The organism is Nocardia exalbida NBRC 100660, from assembly GCF_000308575.1.
Classification (GTDB): Bacteria; Actinomycetota; Actinomycetes; order Mycobacteriales; family Mycobacteriaceae; genus Nocardia; species Nocardia exalbida.
This window is the reverse complement of the sequence record NZ_BAFZ01000159.1, coordinates 37,494-54,348: the sequence shown is the minus strand read 5'-3', so window position 1 is coordinate 54,348 and position 16,855 is coordinate 37,494. Positions and strand designations below refer to the sequence as shown.

Sequence of the window (16,855 nt, the reverse complement as noted above, 5' to 3'; positions counted from 1 at the left end):
AGCCCGTCCCGGGCCAGTTGCGCTTGCTCAACTGCTTGTCGACGGCATTGATCACTTCGGTGACCCCGATCTGCAGCAAACCCGGGTCGGGGGCGTCGGCGTCCGGGTCGCCGACGTGGCCGGTCCACAGCACCGCGTGCCGGCCGAGCAGGTGCGCGGGCGGACCGGCCCGCCGGGGCGGGGTGGGGCCGAACAACAGGACGGTGCGGGTGCCGAACGCCGTGGCCAGGCCTACGACTCCGGTGTCCCCGCAGATCACCAGGGCGGCCTCGGCGACGGTGGCGGCCAGATCGATGAGGTTCTGCTCTCCGGCGAGCACCCGGCCGACGGGCAGCCCCGCCCGGGCGGCGATGCCCAGCGCGAGCTGGCGTTCGTACTCGTCGCCGGTGATGACCACTTCGCGTCCGAGCATCAGCAGGTGCCGCACCACCGCGGCGAAACGATCAGGCGGCCAGCGGCGCGCCGGTGCGCCCGCGCCGACGTGCACGACCACACAGTCGCGGCGGCTGGTCGTCGACACCGGCGGAACCAGTCCGAGATTGCGGCGATCCGCTCCGATGCCGCCGTACTCCAGCAGATGACACCAGCGGTCCACCTCGTGCATCTCGGGTTCCCATTCCGGGCCGGACAGCTCGGGGAACGCGGCGTTGCGAAAGGAGAGGATGCGTCCGGGCCGGGTCCTGGACAGCGCGACGATGCTTTCGGCGCTCGCGCCGTGCAGGTTGACCGCCAACTCGGGGGGAGGTGCGTCCCAGCGCAGGCTGCCCGGATCGGTGGTGGGCGCGAGCGCGTCGACCGAGGCGATCAGATCGACGATCGGCTTCAGTCGCTGCGGGGCCGCCAAAACGATGCGATCGTGCGGTTTGGCCCGGCGCAGTGCGCGGAGAGCCGGGACCGCGGTGAGTAGGTCACCCAGCCCACGCGCCTGCAACACGAGCAGAACCGCCACCCTCTTCTCCTAGCCACCCGAGTCTCACCGAACCCCGACCCACCCGTTCACCCCCGGGGGCGCCAACGAAGAGTCACTCCGAGATGACTACCCGACCGCACGGGCGGCGAAACGTGAACTCCGGGCAACGCCGCAGTACCAGGCTGATCCAGCATGTTGCGGCCCACTGGGCAAATGGGCAGAAAACCCGAGGGGGTGAGCTATAGCATCAATGCATGACGACAAACAGCGTGGTAGAGGGTCCCCTGCAGTCTCTTGCCCGCCGTGCGTGGCAAACCATTCTGGTCACCGGCATTCTCGCGGTGATCCTCGGCATCCTGATCCTGGCCTGGCCGGACATCACCCTGCTGGCGGCGGGCATCATTTTCGGCGTCTACCTCGTGGTCACGGGTTTCCTGCAGCTGATCGCGGCCTTCGGAGCGCCTGGCGGCGCCGGTCTGCGCGTGCTGGCGTTCGTTATCGGGGTGCTGTCCATCGTGGTCGGCGTCTTCTGCTTCCGCGACGAATTGGCCTCGATCCTGCTGCTCGGATTGTGGATCGGCATCGGCTGGCTGTTCCGCGGGATCGCGCTGCTGGTAGCCGCGATCTCCGAACCCGGGATGCCGGGGCGCTGGTGGCAGGTGTTCTTCGGCGTCGTGACCGCGGCCGCCGGCGTCGTGCTGATCATCTGGCCGGTGCGGTCGGTGGCCACCCTCGCCGTCTTGGCGGGGGTGTGGCTGATCATCCTCGGCATCGTGGAGATCATCGTGGCGTTCGGGGTTCGCAAGGACACCGCGGCGGTCGGCGCCGCGCACGCCGCCGCCTGATCGCGGAAACGCTCGGCCGGGTGTTACCTGCGCCCGGCCGCGCGATGTCGTGTCTCCCGGCGTCTCGACCAGCACGGTTCCGTCCCGCTGGAACTCGTGACAGAATCACAGGCGCATTTTCACGAGACGTCGGCTTCGGGGTTGGTCGACATCGAAAAGAACTGGAGGCACGAATGATTCGTACTGCTGGGTTTGTCGGTGCGCTGGCCCTGGCGGGGGCCGCGGCCATGCTGTCGGCGGGGACGGCGCAGGCCGCGGTCGGAACGCTGTCGATCAACGGTGAGCTGCACGCGGATCCGGTGGGCTGCTTGAACACCGACGGAACCTTCTACACCACGTTCCAGATCACTGTCGTCAACAGCACCGATCGTGCCGTCACGCTGTACTCCGGCCGGGACTGCACCGGCTCCGTGGTCGGCGAGCTGCCGGTGGAGAAGATCGGCTACCTGCCCAAGGGCGGCAGCGTCTCCGTCAGCTGACGAGTGACCGAGGTGGCGGCGAGGCGGGACACCGCCTCGCCGCCTGATCGCCCGAACTCGCGGACGGCGCCGTGTTCCGTTCAGCGCGTGCGCGGCCAATCGCCTGCGCTCGGCACCGCGGACTCCGCGGTCGCCCGCACCGGAATCGGCGCGGTGACGGTCGCGCGGCGACGGCCGCGCGGATCCCACACCATCGCCGTTGCCGCTGTGCCCAACAGGACGGCGACGATCATCGCCACAACGCACCACACCAACACTGCCATGCCTCCCGGGCATCACCCATCCGGCTGACAGACTGCGTTGGCTTACCAAGGCGGACAGTTGTTTTCGAGTCGTGCACAGTATTGCCCGAGCGAGTGGCCTACGCGAGTCGACGGCGGCCGCCGCGCACCGCGAACGAAGCCGCCATCGACGTCTGCCCGGCCCGTCGCACCAGCGCGGACGCCGGTTCCTCGGTGCGGCACGGCTCCGATGTAGTCGGCGCAGGAGACGAGGATCACGGCGCGTCACTGGCGATCCGGTGTGTGGGGCGGGTCCCGGTCGCCCGGCGTCGCACCCGTTCGGTGTGCGGCCGGATGTCCACCATCGACGCGTCGACCGTGGCGCCACCACGTCCGTCCGCCCACGTCGTCCGGGCCGTCGACCACCATGTGCCCCGACGAGCGTGCAGCCTGCCTGTTTGCCCACTTCCCGCCGGGGTAGCACGGGGACGAAGGTACCCACTACCAGCGGAAAGGGTCGGCTCGGCGATGTCTACTACTTCCCCACCCGGCGCGACGACAGATCGGCGGTCTCCTCTTCAGGTCGCCGCCATGGCCGTAGGAGCGGTATTCCTCCTGGTCGGCATCCTCGGCTTCATCCCGGGGATCACCACCGACTACAGCGAACTCGACTGGGCGGGACATCACTCCCAGGCTCAGCTGCTCGGTTTGTTCAGCGTGTCCGTGCTGCACAACGTGGTCCATCTTGTTTTCGGGTTCGCCGGAGTGCTGGCGGCCCGTGCCGCCGCGTCGGCGCGTGCGTACCTCATCGGTGGCGGTGTCGTATATCTGATCCTGTGGCTGTACGGACTCCTCGTGAACCCCGACAGCGACGCCAACTTCGTGCCGCTCGATACGGCGGACAACTGGCTGCACTTCGTGCTGGGTGCCGGCATGATCGCGCTGGGAGTGGTCTTGGCGCGGCGGCCCGTGACCCAAGCGCCCGGAGCGGGCCGGCAGTCCGGAATTCTGGAATAGAGCGCGCCCGACCCAGCCCGATCGAGCCGCCCGCGCCGGGATGACCGAGGGCGGTGGGGTGGGGGGCTTCGGTAGCGGGGAGGTCGGCGCAGGGGCGTTTCGGCACCGGCCCTCGACTAGAACACGTTCTAGTCGAGGGCCGGTGTCTTGCCGCTGGGAGATTGCCGCCGAGCCAATGGATCTCGGTGTCCGTCCGCGAGCCCGGCAATGCCGGAGGAGCGGCGATACGCTCGGTGGGAGGCCGAGTCCGGCCCGGGAAAAAGTTGTACTCGTCGCACGCCGCACATGTTGACATCAGCTGCTGTAGACAACATATGATGTCAATACCTTGCTCAGCCCGTTCCTCGATGCGCCGACGCCGCTCGAGCTGCGGGAGTGCAGGCGCTTCGACCACTTCAGCAACGACCGCGCCGAGGGAGTACCGATGAGGGCCAAACCACCCGCGCTGGGATATCTCCGCAAGGACGTCTCGGGTGTGTCCCAGGATTGGGACGAAGCGCAGATGCGGAGTTTGGCCAAGCGGCTGGGGTACGAGCTGTGCAAGACCGTGACCTTCGGCGCCGGTACCGACGCACCGGTCGATCGCCTGGTCGAAGCCGCACGCACCTTCGGCGTCGAGGCGGTCATCGCACCGGGGCTGCAGCACTTCGGCAACGCGGTACCGGCCGAACTCGTCGAGGTGTGCGACCTGATCACGGTCACGCCCCAGCAGACGTACTCCCGCTCGGCGCTGTCGCGCATCTGGGCATAGTTCGCCCGGTGCCGGGGAGCGTTCTGCTGTGGCACGAGGGGGCCGCGCTGTCGTCGAGGTGACCCAGGCGCTTGGATGAGCGCGGTATGTCGCTGCCGGACAATGGGACAGGCATCGGATACGTGAATCAGGGTCCCGGTCTCGTCGGGGTCGTCACCGACGTCCACGTGGAGACCTGTCACCGCCGGTAGCGAAGGGCGGCCGATCGAGCGTGACGGTTGTCGCGACCGGGACGGATAGGCTGATCGGTATGTCGGAAACGGTGTCACCCAACGGATTGTCGGTCGCGCTCGTGCTCGGTGGAGGTGGTCAGGTCGGCCTCGCGTGGTTGGCGGGATTGGCTACCGGGCTGCGCGACAGTGGAATCGATTTGTCCCTGGCGGACCGGTTCGTCGGCACCTCGGCCGGGGCGGTGGTCGGCGCGGTCCTGGCCGACGGCGGTGACCCGGCGCGTCTGCTGCGGCCGCGGTCGACGTCGGCGCCGGTACAGGCGGATCCGGCGCGGATGGCGGAGGCATTCGCCGTCCTGCGCGCCCCCGGACAGGATCCCGCCCAGGCGCGCCGCCGGGCGGGTGAACTGGCGCTGGCCGCACAGGTGGGTGATCCGGACGAGCACATCGCGCGCATGGGTGGGCTGGCCGGTGTGGCACAGTGGCCCGCGCGCGATCTGATCGTCACCGCGATCGACATCACCACCGGCGAGTTGCGCGCGTGGACCAGGGACGGCGCGGCGTCGTTGCCCGCCGCGCTGGCGTCGAGCACGGCGGTGCCGGGTGTCTTCCCGCCGATTCCGATCGACGGCCGCCACTACATCGACGGCGGGTTGCGCTCACCGGTGAACGCCGACCTGGCCGCGGGCGCGGACGTCGTGGTGATCGTCGAACCCTTGGCGCACATGTTCCCGCGCATCGCCAGCGATCGTGAATTGGGTTCGGCCACAGAGATTTCCATAGTGCCCGACGACGACGCCATCGCCGCGTTCGGGCTCGATGTGTTCGACCCGGCCGCGCTGGCCCCCGCCCATGCGGCCGGTGTGCGCCAGTCCGCCGAGGCGGCGCTGCGACTGAAGGATGTCTGGCCGAACCCCTGACCTGGGTGTGCCCCGTCCTGAGCAAAAGGATGGTTACCTGCCGCTACATCGTCCGGATTCCTGGTGTGCCCGCGGCTGGTAGGGGCCTTCCTCACGGGCGAACGGATCGTCTGGTCTGGTTGACCGCGGCCAGTACGGTCAGCTCCGGAACCGCCTCGCTCGCGGCCGGAATGCGGGCTGTCGTGGGGTCGATCCGCATCGTCGTGGGTGGCGAGATTGCCGACCGCCGGCCTCAGCACGATCGCCACCAGCACCAGCACCGACACGACAGCGCCCAGGACGACCAACTGCGTCCACCATCCTGCCATCACAGCCATCTGTTCCCCGTCATACGCGCACTCCGCTACGACCCGGATTCTTCCGGTGCGTACCCGAGGATGCCCTTGATCTCCAGGTAGTCGTGAAATCCGAATTCGCCCCATTCGCGGCCGTTTCCGCTCTTGCGGTAGCCACCGAAGGGGGCGTGGAAGTCGAAGGCGTCGTTGATGGTGATCCAGCCCGACCGGATGCGGCGGGCCACGGAGCGGGCCTGGTCCAGATCGGAGCCCGCGACATTGCCCGCGAGTCCGTACTCGGTGTCGTTGGCGATCTCGACGGCGTGGTCGACGCTGTCGTAGCCGAGGATGGCCAGCACCGGGCCGAAGATCTCCTCGCGGGCTATGGTCATGTCGTTGGTGACGTTCGCGAACACGGTGGGCCGCACGTAGTAGCCCTTGGTGAGTCCGTCGGGGCGGCCGGTGCCGCCCACCACCAGCGTGGCTCCCTCGTCGATGCCCTTCTGGATGAACGCCTGGATCTTGTCGAACTGCGAACCGGAGACGACGGGGCCCAGCGCCGCATCACCGGTGGGGTCGCCCACGCTGAGCTGGGCCGCGGCTCGGCGGGCGGTGTCTATGGCCTCGTGCATGCGGGCACGGGGGACCAGCATGCGCGACAGCGCGCTGCAGGTCTGGCCGGAGTTCATCATCATCGGGCCGATCGCGGCGGCGACATTGGTGGTGAAGTGCGCGTCGTCGAGCACGATGTTCGCGCTTTTGCCGCCCAGCTCCTGGGTGACCCGCTTGACGCTGGGCGCGGCATTACGCGCGATCTCGATGCCCGCGCGGGTGGAGCCGGTGAAGGAGATCAGATCCACGTCCGGATGCGCCGACAGCGGCACCCCGACGCTGGGGCCGTCGCCCTGGACCAGATTGAAGACACCGGCGGGAACGCCTGCGGCATCGAGGATCTCGGCGAAGATCTGCCCGGTGAACGGCGAGCGTTCCGACGGCTTGAGCACCGTCGTGCAACCCGTGGCGAGGGCGGGGAACACCTTCACGGCGATCAGGCTCATCGGCCAGTTCCACGGCGTGATGAGGCCGCACACGCCGATGGGCTCCTTGACGACCAGGGTGGCGCCGCGCCGCTGCTCGAAGGCGAAATTCTCCAGGACCTCGATGGCGGTCGACAGGTGCCCGGCCCCGAGGTCCACCTGGAATCCGCAGGCCAGCGCGCTAGGTGCGCCCATCTCCTCGGTCAGCGCGGCGGCGAGGTCGCCCGCGCGTTTGCCGTACTCCGCGCCGATGGCGCGCAGCAACGCGATCCGTTCCGGCACCGAGGACGCCGACCAGGCGGGAAACGCCTCGCGGGCGGCCGAGACCGCCCGGTCCACGTCCGCGGCCGACCCGGTTGCGACCGTGCCGCACACCGCTTCGGTCGCCGGGTTCACGACTTCGAAGAACTGCGCCTCGGCCGGGTCGACCCAGGCGCCGTCGATATAGAACTGGGAATACTCGCGCATGACTACTGCGTCCCTTCCGCGTACCAGGTGCGGAACTCGTCGTAACTCGGCATCTCCTCGGAGTTCGCCTTCGGGTCTACGGCCACGTGGATGACGCCCGGTTTGCCGCTGGCGTACGCCCGTTTGATGGCGGGGGCGATGTCCTGGTCGTGGTCGACGAATTCGCCGTAGCAGCCGAAGCCCTCGGCGACCTTGTCCAGGCGGGTGTCGGTGCTCCAGTGCGTACCGGTCTCCAGCGAGCCGGGCCCGAAAAGCCCCTTGTAGACCCCGACTTCGAGGCCCCACGCGTAGTCCACGGCCACCACGCAGACCAGCGGAAGGTTCAGCCGCGCCGCGGTCTCGAGTTCGCCGATGTGGAACAGGAACGACGAGTCGCCGGTGACCAGCATGACCGGCCGCTTCCTGCCCTCGGCCACCGAGGCGCCGATGGCGTAGGGCAGACCGGTACCGAGGTGCCCGAAGTTCTGGTTCCAGATCACGTCGTGCGGCTTGGCCTGCGAATAGGTCCAGCCGAAGATCGTGGTGGCGCCACCGTCGCGGACCATGATGCCGTCGGAGGGGAACACTTCGGTCGCCTCGACGACGAGTCGCGCGGGGTGCACCGGGGACCGCCCCGACGGCGCGTTTTCCGACAGCTCGGCGAGCCGGGCGGCGTCCCGCTCGATCCAGCCCGCGAGCTCGGGCGACGGCGTGCGAGGCGTGTCCTTCAGCGCCTCGACCAGCTGCGGGACGATCGCGCGCAGGTCACCGACGAGCGGAACATCGATGGGGCGATTGACCCCGATGGCCTCGGGATTCTGTTCCACCAGAATCCATTTCCGGTTCGCCTCGTTGGCCACCCAGTGCCGGCCCACCCCGTAGTGGACGGGTTCACCGAGTTCGGTGCCGACGGCCAGGCACAGATCAGATCGCACCACCGCATCGATGGACGACGGCGAGAAGCCGTAAGCGAAGGTGCGGTCCTCGAGTCCCTCGATATACGAAGTACCGCCGGAGGTCTGGATAACCGGGCAGGCCATCAGCTCGGTGAGCGCGCGCACCGAGTCCCCGGCGCGCGTGGTGTGCACGCCGTGCCCGACGAGCAGGACCGGCTGTCGCGCCGCGCGGATCAGCCGCGCCGCCTCCTCGATCCGGTCCTGGCCCGCGGTCTGGCCGACGAGGCGATACCGGCTGGGCGGCAAGGGTTCCGGAACGTCGAGTTCCTCTTGGATGATGTGCTTGGGCCACTCGATGTAGACCGGCCCGGGTGTTCCGGTGAGTGCGCGGCGCAAGCCTTCGCGAATGATCTCGTCGGTCTGGTCGGCGTATTCGATGCTGGCGTGGTACTTCACCGACGGCGCGAAGAGCTCGGCCTGCTTGACGAATTGGATACGCCCGCGCCGCACCCGCTGCTCGGTGATCCGGGCGCGCTGCCCGCCGAGGAAGATCACCGGCGAATTCTCGACCTTCGCGCACATCATCGCGCCCGCCAGATTGGCGACGCCCGGCCCGAGGGTGCCGATGCACACCGCGGCCTTACCGGTCATCCGCGACACCGCCTCGGCCATGAAACCGGCCGATTCCTCGTGATGCGGCGCGACGACATTCCAGCCGCGTTCCTCGGCGAGGTGGAACATGTGCACGAAATTGGGGTCGGGAATACCGAATATCGTATTGATGCCCTCGGCTTCGAAGAGCTGAAGAATACGTTCGTAGACCTTAACGGGCATGCTGTCCTGCTTCCGTGGCTAGCTCGAAACTCTTCCTGATGTGATCGCTGTGCCCCGAGGGAACGGCGGGCAGAATCCAGGAGCCGGTCGTATCGCGGATCGCGTCGATCTGCTCGCCGATCTCTTCGACCGTCCACGAGGGGCGGTAGACCCCGGGGGTCTCGGCGATGTAGGCCCTGGCCACCCGTCCGGCGACCGACACCAGCATCTCGCCGGTGATCGAGCAGGACTCGTGGGCGAGCCAGCCGACGGCCGGCGCCGTCAGTTCCGGTCCCATGGGCGGATAGGACGAGATGTCGAGTCCGTCGGCCAGTCGCGTCACCGCGGCGGGCACGATGACGTTGCCGAGAATGCCGAATTCGGCTCCCTCCAGGGCGATCACATTCGACAGGCCGATCATGCCTGCCTTCGACATGGCGTAGTTGGCCACGCCCTTGTTGCCGTACAGCCCGCCGATGGACGACGTGAGCACCACGCGGCCGTAACCCGCCTCGGCCATGACCGGGAACGCGGGCCGGACGACGTGGAACGCGCCGCGCAGGTGCACGTCGAGCACCGCGTCGAAATCCTCATAGCTCAGTTGCCGCAGCGAACCGTAGCGGACGTTGCCCGCGTTGTGCACGAGGATGTCCAGGCGGCCGTACCGGTCGAGCGCCGTGTCGATGATCGCGCGCCCCCCTTCGGGGGTGGCCACCGACTCGGTGCAGACGACGGCGGTGCCGCCCGCCGCTTCGATCTCGGCGACCACCTCCGCGGCCGGGTTCGCCTCGACGCTGTCGCCGCGCACGCTGCTGCCCAGGTCGTTGACCACCACCTCGGCTCCCTTCGAGGCGAGCAGCAGCGCATAGGCGCGGCCCAAACCCCTTCCGGCGCCGGTGATCACCGCAACGCGATCGTCGAATCTGAGTTCTGGCAAGGTGGTCCTCTCACAGGTGCGTCGTGATGGCGGGGGACTCGTCATTCGCCCAGGACGAGACCCTCCAACCGGCCGGTGTCGCGCCAGTCCCGCAGCAGGTCCTCGAGCACGTAGAAGCCACCCCAGAAGGGGTCACCGAGGAACGACCGCCCGTCCGGTTCACCCTCGCTGTTGTAGTAGCCCGGAGTGCATTCCCGGACGAAGTTGCTGTTGTCGAACGAATTGGCCCGGATGGTCGCGATCCACGCCTCCTCGGCCTCCGCGCTGGGCTCCACCGTGGTGGCCCCCCGGGCCAGGGCTTCGGAGATGATGTAGGCGATGTGATCGGCCTGCTGCTCGAACATCCGCGTGGTGGACGCGGTCACCCCGCCCTGGACGAACCCGGTCGCGAAGTGGTTCGGGAACCCGTGCGACATGATCCCGTGCAGGGTGCGGAATCCCGCGCTCCAGTGCTCGTAGAGCGACCGGCCGCCTCGCCCGGCGAACGGCTGGATGGCGAGCCTGCGGTCGATGTCACTGCTGATCTCGAAGCCGCTGGCGAAGACGATGCAGTCGACCTCGTATTCGACACCGTGCGCGACGATGCCCTTCGCCGTGATGCGCTCCACCCCTTTGGTGTCCGAGACATCGACGAGCGTGACGTTCGGGCGGTTGAACGCCGGCAGGTAGTTGTCGCTGAAGCCCGGCCGTTTGCACAGGTGCCGGTAGTACGGCTTGAGAGCCTCGGCCGTCGCCTCGTCCGTCACGATCTCGTCGACGCGGCGGCGCACCCGCTCCATCGCGCGGTAGTCCTCGGCCTCCTTGAGCTCCATGACCTTCAGCGGATTCGTCGCCAGTTCGGCCCAACCGCCGGTGGCGTCCAGGTGGGCGGCCACGTTGCGGGCGACCTCGGTCCAGCCGTCGCAGATCAGGTCCGGCTCACCCGGGGAGTAGAACGCGTAGGCGGCGTTGTGGAAATTCCGCTGCCGCTCCTCCCGCCAGCCCGGCCGCAGCGAGTTCACCCATTCGGGGTCGGTCACGGTATTGCCGCGCTCGAAGATGTAGGACGGCGTCCGCTGGAACACGTACAGGTGTCCGGCGCCTTCGGCCAGATGTGGGATCGTCCCGATACCACTGGCGCCGGTGCCGATGATGGCCACCTTCTTGTCGCCGAGCTTGTCCAGGCCGCCCTTCAGCGTGCCGCCGGTGTACGCGTAGTCCCAGCGCGCGGTGTGGAACGTGTGGCCCTGGAACTGCGCGATGCCGGGGATGCCGGGCAGTTTCGGCCGGTTGTACGGACCCTGGCACATCACGATGAACCGGGCGCGGATGTCGTCGCCCCGGTTGGTCGCGATCCGCCACCGTCCGATCTGCTCGTCCCATTCCAGCGACCGGATCAGCGTGTGGAAGATCGCCTTCTCGTACAGGCCGAAGTGCTTGCCGATGCGCTGGGCGTGTTCGTAGCACTCGTCGCCGAAGGAGAACTTCTCTTTCGGCATGTAGCCGGTTTCCTCGAGCAACGGCAGATAGCAGTAGCTGTCCGAGTCGACCTGGATGCCGGGGTAGCGATTCCAGTACCAGACCCCGCCGAAGTCACCGCCCAATTCGATGATCCGGAAATCGTCTACACCGGCCTGCCGCAACCGGTGCGCGGCGATGAGACCGGCGAAACCGCCACCGAGAATCGCCACCTCGATCTCGTCGGTGATCTCGTCTCGCGGCTCGACCGGCGTGTACGGATCCTCCTCGTAGTAATCCGCGAATTCGCCCTCGGTCAGCAGATATTGCTTCTGTCCCTCGGGCCGCAGGCGCTTGTCGCGTTCGGCGAGATATTTCGCGCGGAGGGCCTCCCGATCGACATCGGGCGTAACCGTGGGCTTGCACTCTTGCATTCGGATTCCTGGATCTCTGTCTCGGTCGTCGGTGGCGGACCGGGCGGGGCCCGCTCGTCAGGTCAGGTCGCGCGGCTCGCCGGTACCCATGTACTCGGCGAGGTTGTGGTGCAGATTCACCACGCTGCGTTCGCGATAGGGGTTGGGTTTCGGCCCGGAGAAGCCGCGGCTCTTCATGCCCTGCTGGACCGCGGCCATATTGGCGAAGTCCTGCGGTAGGACGGTCCGCCAACCGGGGTCGCCGGCGGGGGTGTACTCCCACTCGGTCCGCGGCTCCTGGCCGGGCGGGAAGAGTTCGAACACAGCGGCCTCGAAGATGCACTTGCCCGGGTCGTAGCCGTAGGGGCGGAACCGGTAGCACAGCATGTTGTTCAGTGCGTGGCCGATCTGGAAGTTGGGGAAGATCTGCCACGCGGTGCCGGCCCTGGCGACGATGTCGGGGTCGACCTTCGGCCAGACCACGCCGCGTGCCTCGTCCTCCGATCGCGCGGTGTCGAGCCAGTAGCGCAGCACTTCGCCGGCCGGGGTGCCCTCGGGCAGTTCGTCGACCAGCCGATTGGCGACGTCGACCAGCGTGCGGGTGGTGTTGGTATTGGCGTTCTCCCAGGTGAAGTTCTGTAGCGTGGCGGTGGAGACGCGCGCGTCCGGACCGCCGCCGACGCGCACCTTGGCCTGGTTCTCCTCCATGCCCTTGGGAGCGTCGTAGCCGATATTGCTGTGCTTGCCCTGCGCCCGCGACCATCCGAGGAAAGTGCCGAAGTTCATGAACTCCGGATGGGTGTAGGGCACGTGGTAGGTCTCCATGAACGCCTCGAAGGCGACCTTCCAGTTGCAATCGAAGGTCAGCCACCGCCGCCAGCGGTAGCGCATGTTCTCCAGTTCGAAGTGTTCGAGCAGCTCGGCCGCGGGCTCCAGATACTCCCGCAGCGGTTCCGCGTCGGGGTCCATGTTGATCCAGATCCAACCGCCCCAGGTGTCGACCCGCACCTGGTTCAACCCGTCGTTGCGCTCGGTGAGACCGCAGGACCAATCCTTGCGCTCGGCCGCGAAGGTATTGCGGCCCTCCAGGTCGTAACGCCACCCGTGGAAACCGCACACGAAGTGTTTGCGACTGCCGCGGGCGTCGTGCGCGCCATCCGGGGTGTCGATCAGTTTGCGGCCGCGGTGCGCGCACACGTTGTGGTAGGCCCGGATGGTGTCCGGGGCGGTGCGCACGACGATGATCGAATCGTCGAGGATCTCGTAGGTGAGGAAGTCGCCGACCCGGGGAATCTCCTCGACCCGTTCGACCTGTTGCCACACCTTGGCCCAGAGCTTGTCGCCCTCGGCGCGTGCGTATTCCTCCGAGATGTACGCCTCGACGCCGATCGTCATCGGCGTCGACAACGGTTCGGCGGTCGCGGAAGTCGTTGCCCCGTTGGTCGTTTCGCTCATGACATGCTCCTGGTGATAACTCGGGTGCGTCAGCGGGTGATGGATGCGCGGAAGTTTTCGTCCTTGAGGAACAGCGAGGTATGGTCATCCCCGAGATGGGTCCACCTGAGGTTCAGGCCGCCGTCCACCAGCAGGGTCTGGCCCGTGACGTAGGTCGACAGATCCGACAGCAGGAACAGGATCGGGCCCGCCTGCTCCTCCGGTCGCCCGCGTCTGCCCATGGCGATGGCCCGGCGGTCGCGCTGGGTATCGTCGTCGACGTAGGTGCCGGAGGCCGGTGTCTCGGTGACGCCCGGCGCGATGGCGTTCACCCGGATGCCGTCCTGGGCCAGCTCCACCGCCAAGGTGCGGGTTGCCGCGACCAGCGCCGCCTTCGCGGTGCCGTAGGCGATATGGAACGGTGCGGTGTTCATCCCGCTGATCGAGGAGAGCGACACCAGCGAACCGGGCCGGCCTTGTGATTTGAGCTCCGCGGCCACAGCCTGGCTCATGAAGAACATCGTCTCCAGGTTCTGGGCGAACAACGCCCGCCAGTCTTCCCGGGTCACCCGGGTGGCGGGCATCCAGGTGCGCACCGCGGCGCCGCCCGCCACATTGACCAGTCCGTGCAACTCGCCGGGCGCCGAGCGGGCGTGTTCGAGCACGGTCGCGACACCCTCCTCGGTGCCGACGTCGGCCGCGACGGACAGCACGGAAAGGCCCTCCGCCGCAAGGGGTTCGACATGCTCGGCGAGGTTCTCCTTCGAGCGGCTCACCCCGATCACGGTGGCGCCCGCCCTGGCGATCAGGCGCGTGACGGCGGTGCCGATACCGCCACCGCCCGCGCCTGCGACGATGACGACGCGCCCGGTCAGTCCGAAGAAGTCTTGTGTGAGCCCGTCATCGGTCATGGCCGGGTCGTGCCTTCCCGCGCAGTGCCAGCACACTGCCTTCGGCGTCGGCGGAGAGATAGATCGTGCCGTCCGGTCCGGCGGCGAGCCCCGCGAACGGGCCCATGGGTCCGGAGAACGGGGGAGTTCCGCGCAAGGGTTTGGCGACGACGCCGGGCGGCGCGCCGACCGGAAGGTTCGCGGCGAGCGTCTGCCGCGCCTTGGTCTCGAGATCGACGCAGACCAAGGTTTGCGAACCGGCGTCGAGGACCAGCAATTGTCTGCCCCGCACCAGAATTCCCTGCGGCTTCTCCAGTCCGTCCACCACCGTGTCGACTCCGGCGCCGCTGATCGAGACGATCCGCCCGGCTCCGGATTCGGAGATCAGGGGCGTGCCGTCCGGGCCGAACGCGACACCCATCGGGGCGTTCAACCCGGAGGCCAGTACGTCGACCTGGCCGGAGCGGATCGACATCACCCGGCCCGCGCCGAGTTCCGCGGCCACGATCATCCCGTTCCCGGTTGCCGCGACCCCGTAGAGCTGATCGAACCCGTCGGCGACGATCTCGGGTTCCTCGTCCGTGCCCGGGCGGTAGTACGCGATCTGCCCGGTGGAGGTGGCGCACAGGAACTCGCCCGATCCGACGGCGCTGACGCCGCGAACATAGCCGGGGTTGCCCGCGCTGAAAAGGGAGGCGACCGTGTGCAATCGGCCGTCGCGCAAGACGTAGAAGAAGGTGCCGTCGGCGACGTAGAGATTGCCGTCGTGGCCGACGGTCAGGTCCAGCGGCCACAGCAGGCCGCCTTCCAGGACCGGCCGGGTCCGGCCGCCGGTGAGAATCTCGGTGATCTCGCCGGAGAAGTTCGAGACGAACAGCCGGTCGCCGACGAAAGTGCAGTTGTCCAATCCGGGATCCAGGCTCGCCAGCACCTGACGGTCCCCGGTGCGCGGGTTGATTCGCAGCACCTCGCCGGTCTGCACCTGGGTGGAGACGATGAAGCCCGCGGAGTCGAACTTGACCGAGTCGGGCACACCGAGGTCACCGGCGACTCGTTCGGGCGCACCTCCGTCGGGATCGATCCGCCAGATGTCGTTGGTCCCCATGACCGGGTAGTAGAGGAGACCATCGGGGCCGACCTCCATGGCATTGGGCATCGGCAGGTTGTCTTGCAGGATGCGCGGCGCGCTGCCGTCCAGCGGCAGCTCCATGAGTCGGCCGCCGACCCGGCATTCGTTGACGAACAACCGGCCGTTGTGCACCGTGATGCCGTTGGCGCCCGGCAGATCGTCGCGGATCACCCGGGTGCGGCCGTCGGTGCCGCGCATACTGACCCGCGCGTCCATGTACTCGGTGGCGATGAGATTGCCCTCGGGATCGAAGGCCAGGTCGTCGGGGGCGATGATGTCGCTGCCCTTGGCGCTGATGGTCTCGAGGTCGCCGGTGGCGACGTCGAGTGCGCTGATCTGGCTGCCCGCCACCTGGGCGACGTAGATCCGGCCGTCGGCACCCGTCCGCAGGCCGTTCGCACCGAACAGGCGGCTCGGCGGGGTGAGTCGTCGAACGCTCCACCCCTGGGCGAGGGTTATCGGTGTGGTGGTGCTGTAGCGCGCCCCTCGAGTCAAGGCGGGGCCTCCCATGCGATGTGAAGTCGATATCCATTGGCACAGCCCGGGCCGGAGGTCCGGGCGACGGGAATCCGGCACCCATGTGGGTCGGGCCGTATGTCGTGGGCCACGCTACTTCAATCCTCGTAAGGATAGCAATACTTGATTGGTTAGCTACCTCTGAGTAGGTTCGCACCAGGGTTGTCGAGCGTCGCCGCCGAGCGCCTCGCTATGACCGCGGGGTCCCACGTCAAGGGGCTGGATGACACTGGGCGCCAATATTTCCGCTTGGGGACGGGGCCGCGCTGTGGGTTCGGCTGACGGATGGACGCTCTGCGGCCGAACCGTAAAGGGTGCTACCTGGCTATAGCCGGATTCGTGCAACCCAATTTCACGCTGTGAAAACGTCATTATCGTACAGCGGGCAGGGTGATGCGCAACCGACCTGCTCTTGCCCGGGCGGAGGCGAGGGTGACGTGCGGCTCGACGAACTCAGATCTGCTGGCGTAGACCCGGCTGGATCGCCAGCCGCGCACCGGCGGACGAAGCGTTCACCACTCCGTCGTCGAACCGCTGCAGCACGAGTGTCTGGGTGGCGGCGAGATGGGTGCGGTACAGGCGTTCGGCTTCGGCGGCCCGTCCCTCCGCGATCTCGCGGGTGATGCGGCGATGGGTGCGCACGGCTTCGGTCGACTCGGCCTCGGATGGGTATTCCCCGCGCCGGGTCAGCGCCTCCGCCCACGCCTCCTCCTGTGCCGACCACAGGGTGACCAGCGTGCTCACGACGTAGCGAATGGTCAGGTTGGGAGTGAACGAGACGATGAGATCGTGGAATTCGCGAGCGGTGTGGGTGAAGGCGACGCCGTCGTCGATGAGTTCGGCCGACTTCTCGACGTTCTCCGCGAGTGCGGGGACGACGGTCTCGGCGCGGTCGGGCCGCTCGGCGCAGGCGGCCGCGCACTGCGGTTCCAGCGTGCGCAGGCCCGCGGCGAGATCGCCGAGGGTGACGCGCGCACCTTGCAGGGCCAGGCCGAGGTGATAGGCCGCCGACGTCTCGTCGGGCCGGTGCACTTCGGCGCCGCCCACATTGCCCCGGCGGACGGTGACGAGGCCCTCGGTCTCCAGGATGCGCAGCGCCTCGCGGATCGAGGGGTAACTCACCCCGAAGTCCTGGACCAGCTGATCCTGGGTGGGAAGCCGAAAGTTCTCGTCGCCGGCCAGGATCCGGGTGCGCAGTTCCGCGGCGACGGTCTCCGCGATACGACGCTGTGGGACCCGGCCGCGTTTGGCGGCCGTCATGCGGTCCGCCTCTGGTTGGTCCTCACCGGGCCCGCCTTTCCATCATGGCGGCAGTGTA

General features: G+C 67.9%; 15 protein-coding genes. 5 read left to right on the top strand and 10 right to left on the bottom strand.

The window, feature by feature from the left end:
- A partial coding sequence (locus tag ON29_RS31160; RefSeq protein ID WP_040871785.1) for a glycosyltransferase family 9 protein occupies nt 1–949 on the bottom strand: 949 nt, incomplete at its 3' end.
- 215 nt (nt 950–1,164) lie between these two features.
- Between ON29_RS31160 and ON29_RS31155 the strand changes: the two genes are divergently transcribed.
- Together ON29_RS31155 and ON29_RS31150 are read left to right on the top strand one after the other, a co-directional pair.
- Nucleotides 1,165–1,755, top strand: a complete 591-nt coding sequence (locus tag ON29_RS31155) for an HdeD family acid-resistance protein (RefSeq protein ID WP_040871784.1) — start codon at nt 1,165–1,167, stop codon at nt 1,753–1,755.
- Between the two features lie 173 nt (nt 1,756–1,928).
- Nucleotides 1,929–2,234 (top strand): hypothetical protein, encoded by a 306-nt coding sequence (locus ON29_RS31150; protein ID WP_040871783.1) that lies wholly within the window; start codon nt 1,929–1,931, stop codon nt 2,232–2,234.
- A gap of 80 nt (nt 2,235–2,314) precedes the next feature.
- Here ON29_RS31150 and ON29_RS31145 read toward each other — a convergent pair whose 3' ends face one another.
- Nucleotides 2,315–2,497, bottom strand: coding sequence for a hypothetical protein (locus ON29_RS31145; protein ID WP_040871782.1), 183 nt, complete (start codon nt 2,495–2,497; stop codon nt 2,315–2,317).
- 549 nt (nt 2,498–3,046) lie between these two features.
- Between ON29_RS31145 and ON29_RS31140 the strand changes: the two genes are divergently transcribed.
- From ON29_RS31140 to ON29_RS31130, 3 genes are all read left to right on the top strand, one after another.
- Nucleotides 3,047–3,472: a DUF4383 domain-containing protein gene (locus ON29_RS31140; RefSeq protein ID WP_040871781.1), complete on the top strand. Its 426-nt coding sequence runs from the start codon at nt 3,047–3,049 to the stop codon at nt 3,470–3,472.
- Nucleotides 3,473–3,896: 424 nt separating this feature from the next.
- Nucleotides 3,897–4,223 (top strand): hypothetical protein, encoded by a 327-nt coding sequence (locus ON29_RS31135; RefSeq protein ID WP_040871797.1) that lies wholly within the window; start codon nt 3,897–3,899, stop codon nt 4,221–4,223.
- 250 nt (nt 4,224–4,473) lie between these two features.
- On the top strand, nt 4,474–5,313 hold the full coding sequence (locus ON29_RS31130) for a patatin-like phospholipase family protein (RefSeq protein WP_051175799.1): 840 nt from the start codon (nt 4,474–4,476) through the stop codon (nt 5,311–5,313).
- 343 nt (nt 5,314–5,656) lie between these two features.
- Here the strand turns inward: ON29_RS31130 and ON29_RS31125 are convergent, their stop codons facing one another.
- The 8 genes from ON29_RS31125 to ON29_RS31090 all read right to left on the bottom strand — a co-directional run bounded on the left by ON29_RS31125 (nt 5,657) and on the right by ON29_RS31090 (nt 16,797).
- On the bottom strand, nt 5,657–7,093 hold the full coding sequence (locus ON29_RS31125) for an aldehyde dehydrogenase family protein (RefSeq protein ID WP_040871780.1): 1,437 nt from the start codon (nt 7,091–7,093) through the stop codon (nt 5,657–5,659).
- A gap of 2 nt (nt 7,094–7,095) precedes the next feature.
- Nucleotides 7,096–8,802, bottom strand: coding sequence for a thiamine pyrophosphate-binding protein (locus ON29_RS31120; protein WP_040871779.1), 1,707 nt, complete (start codon nt 8,800–8,802; stop codon nt 7,096–7,098).
- Entirely contained in the window at nt 8,792–9,718 is a 927-nt protein-coding gene (locus ON29_RS31115) for an SDR family NAD(P)-dependent oxidoreductase (RefSeq protein ID WP_040871778.1), read from the bottom strand. The genes ON29_RS31120 and ON29_RS31115 overlap by 11 nt, the downstream gene beginning before the upstream one ends.
- 41 nt (nt 9,719–9,759) lie before the next feature.
- The gene (locus ON29_RS31110) at nt 9,760–11,589 is read right to left on the bottom strand and encodes a flavin-containing monooxygenase (RefSeq protein WP_040871777.1); all 1,830 of its coding nucleotides are present in this window, start codon (nt 11,587–11,589) and stop codon (nt 9,760–9,762) included.
- 57 nt (nt 11,590–11,646) lie between these two features.
- A complete protein-coding gene (locus ON29_RS31105) occupies nt 11,647–13,023 on the bottom strand; it encodes an aromatic ring-hydroxylating oxygenase subunit alpha (protein ID WP_040871776.1) in 1,377 nt (458 codons plus the stop codon).
- Between the two features lie 29 nt (nt 13,024–13,052).
- Nucleotides 13,053–13,913, bottom strand: coding sequence for an SDR family NAD(P)-dependent oxidoreductase (locus ON29_RS31100; protein ID WP_040871775.1), 861 nt, complete (start codon nt 13,911–13,913; stop codon nt 13,053–13,055).
- Nucleotides 13,903–15,531, bottom strand: a complete 1,629-nt coding sequence (locus ON29_RS31095; protein WP_040871774.1) for an SMP-30/gluconolactonase/LRE family protein — start codon at nt 15,529–15,531, stop codon at nt 13,903–13,905. The genes ON29_RS31100 and ON29_RS31095 overlap by 11 nt, the downstream gene beginning before the upstream one ends.
- Before the next feature lie 459 nt (nt 15,532–15,990).
- Entirely contained in the window at nt 15,991–16,797 is an 807-nt protein-coding gene (locus ON29_RS31090) for a FadR/GntR family transcriptional regulator (RefSeq protein WP_040871773.1), read from the bottom strand.
- Nucleotides 16,798–16,855: the final 58 nt, after the last annotated feature.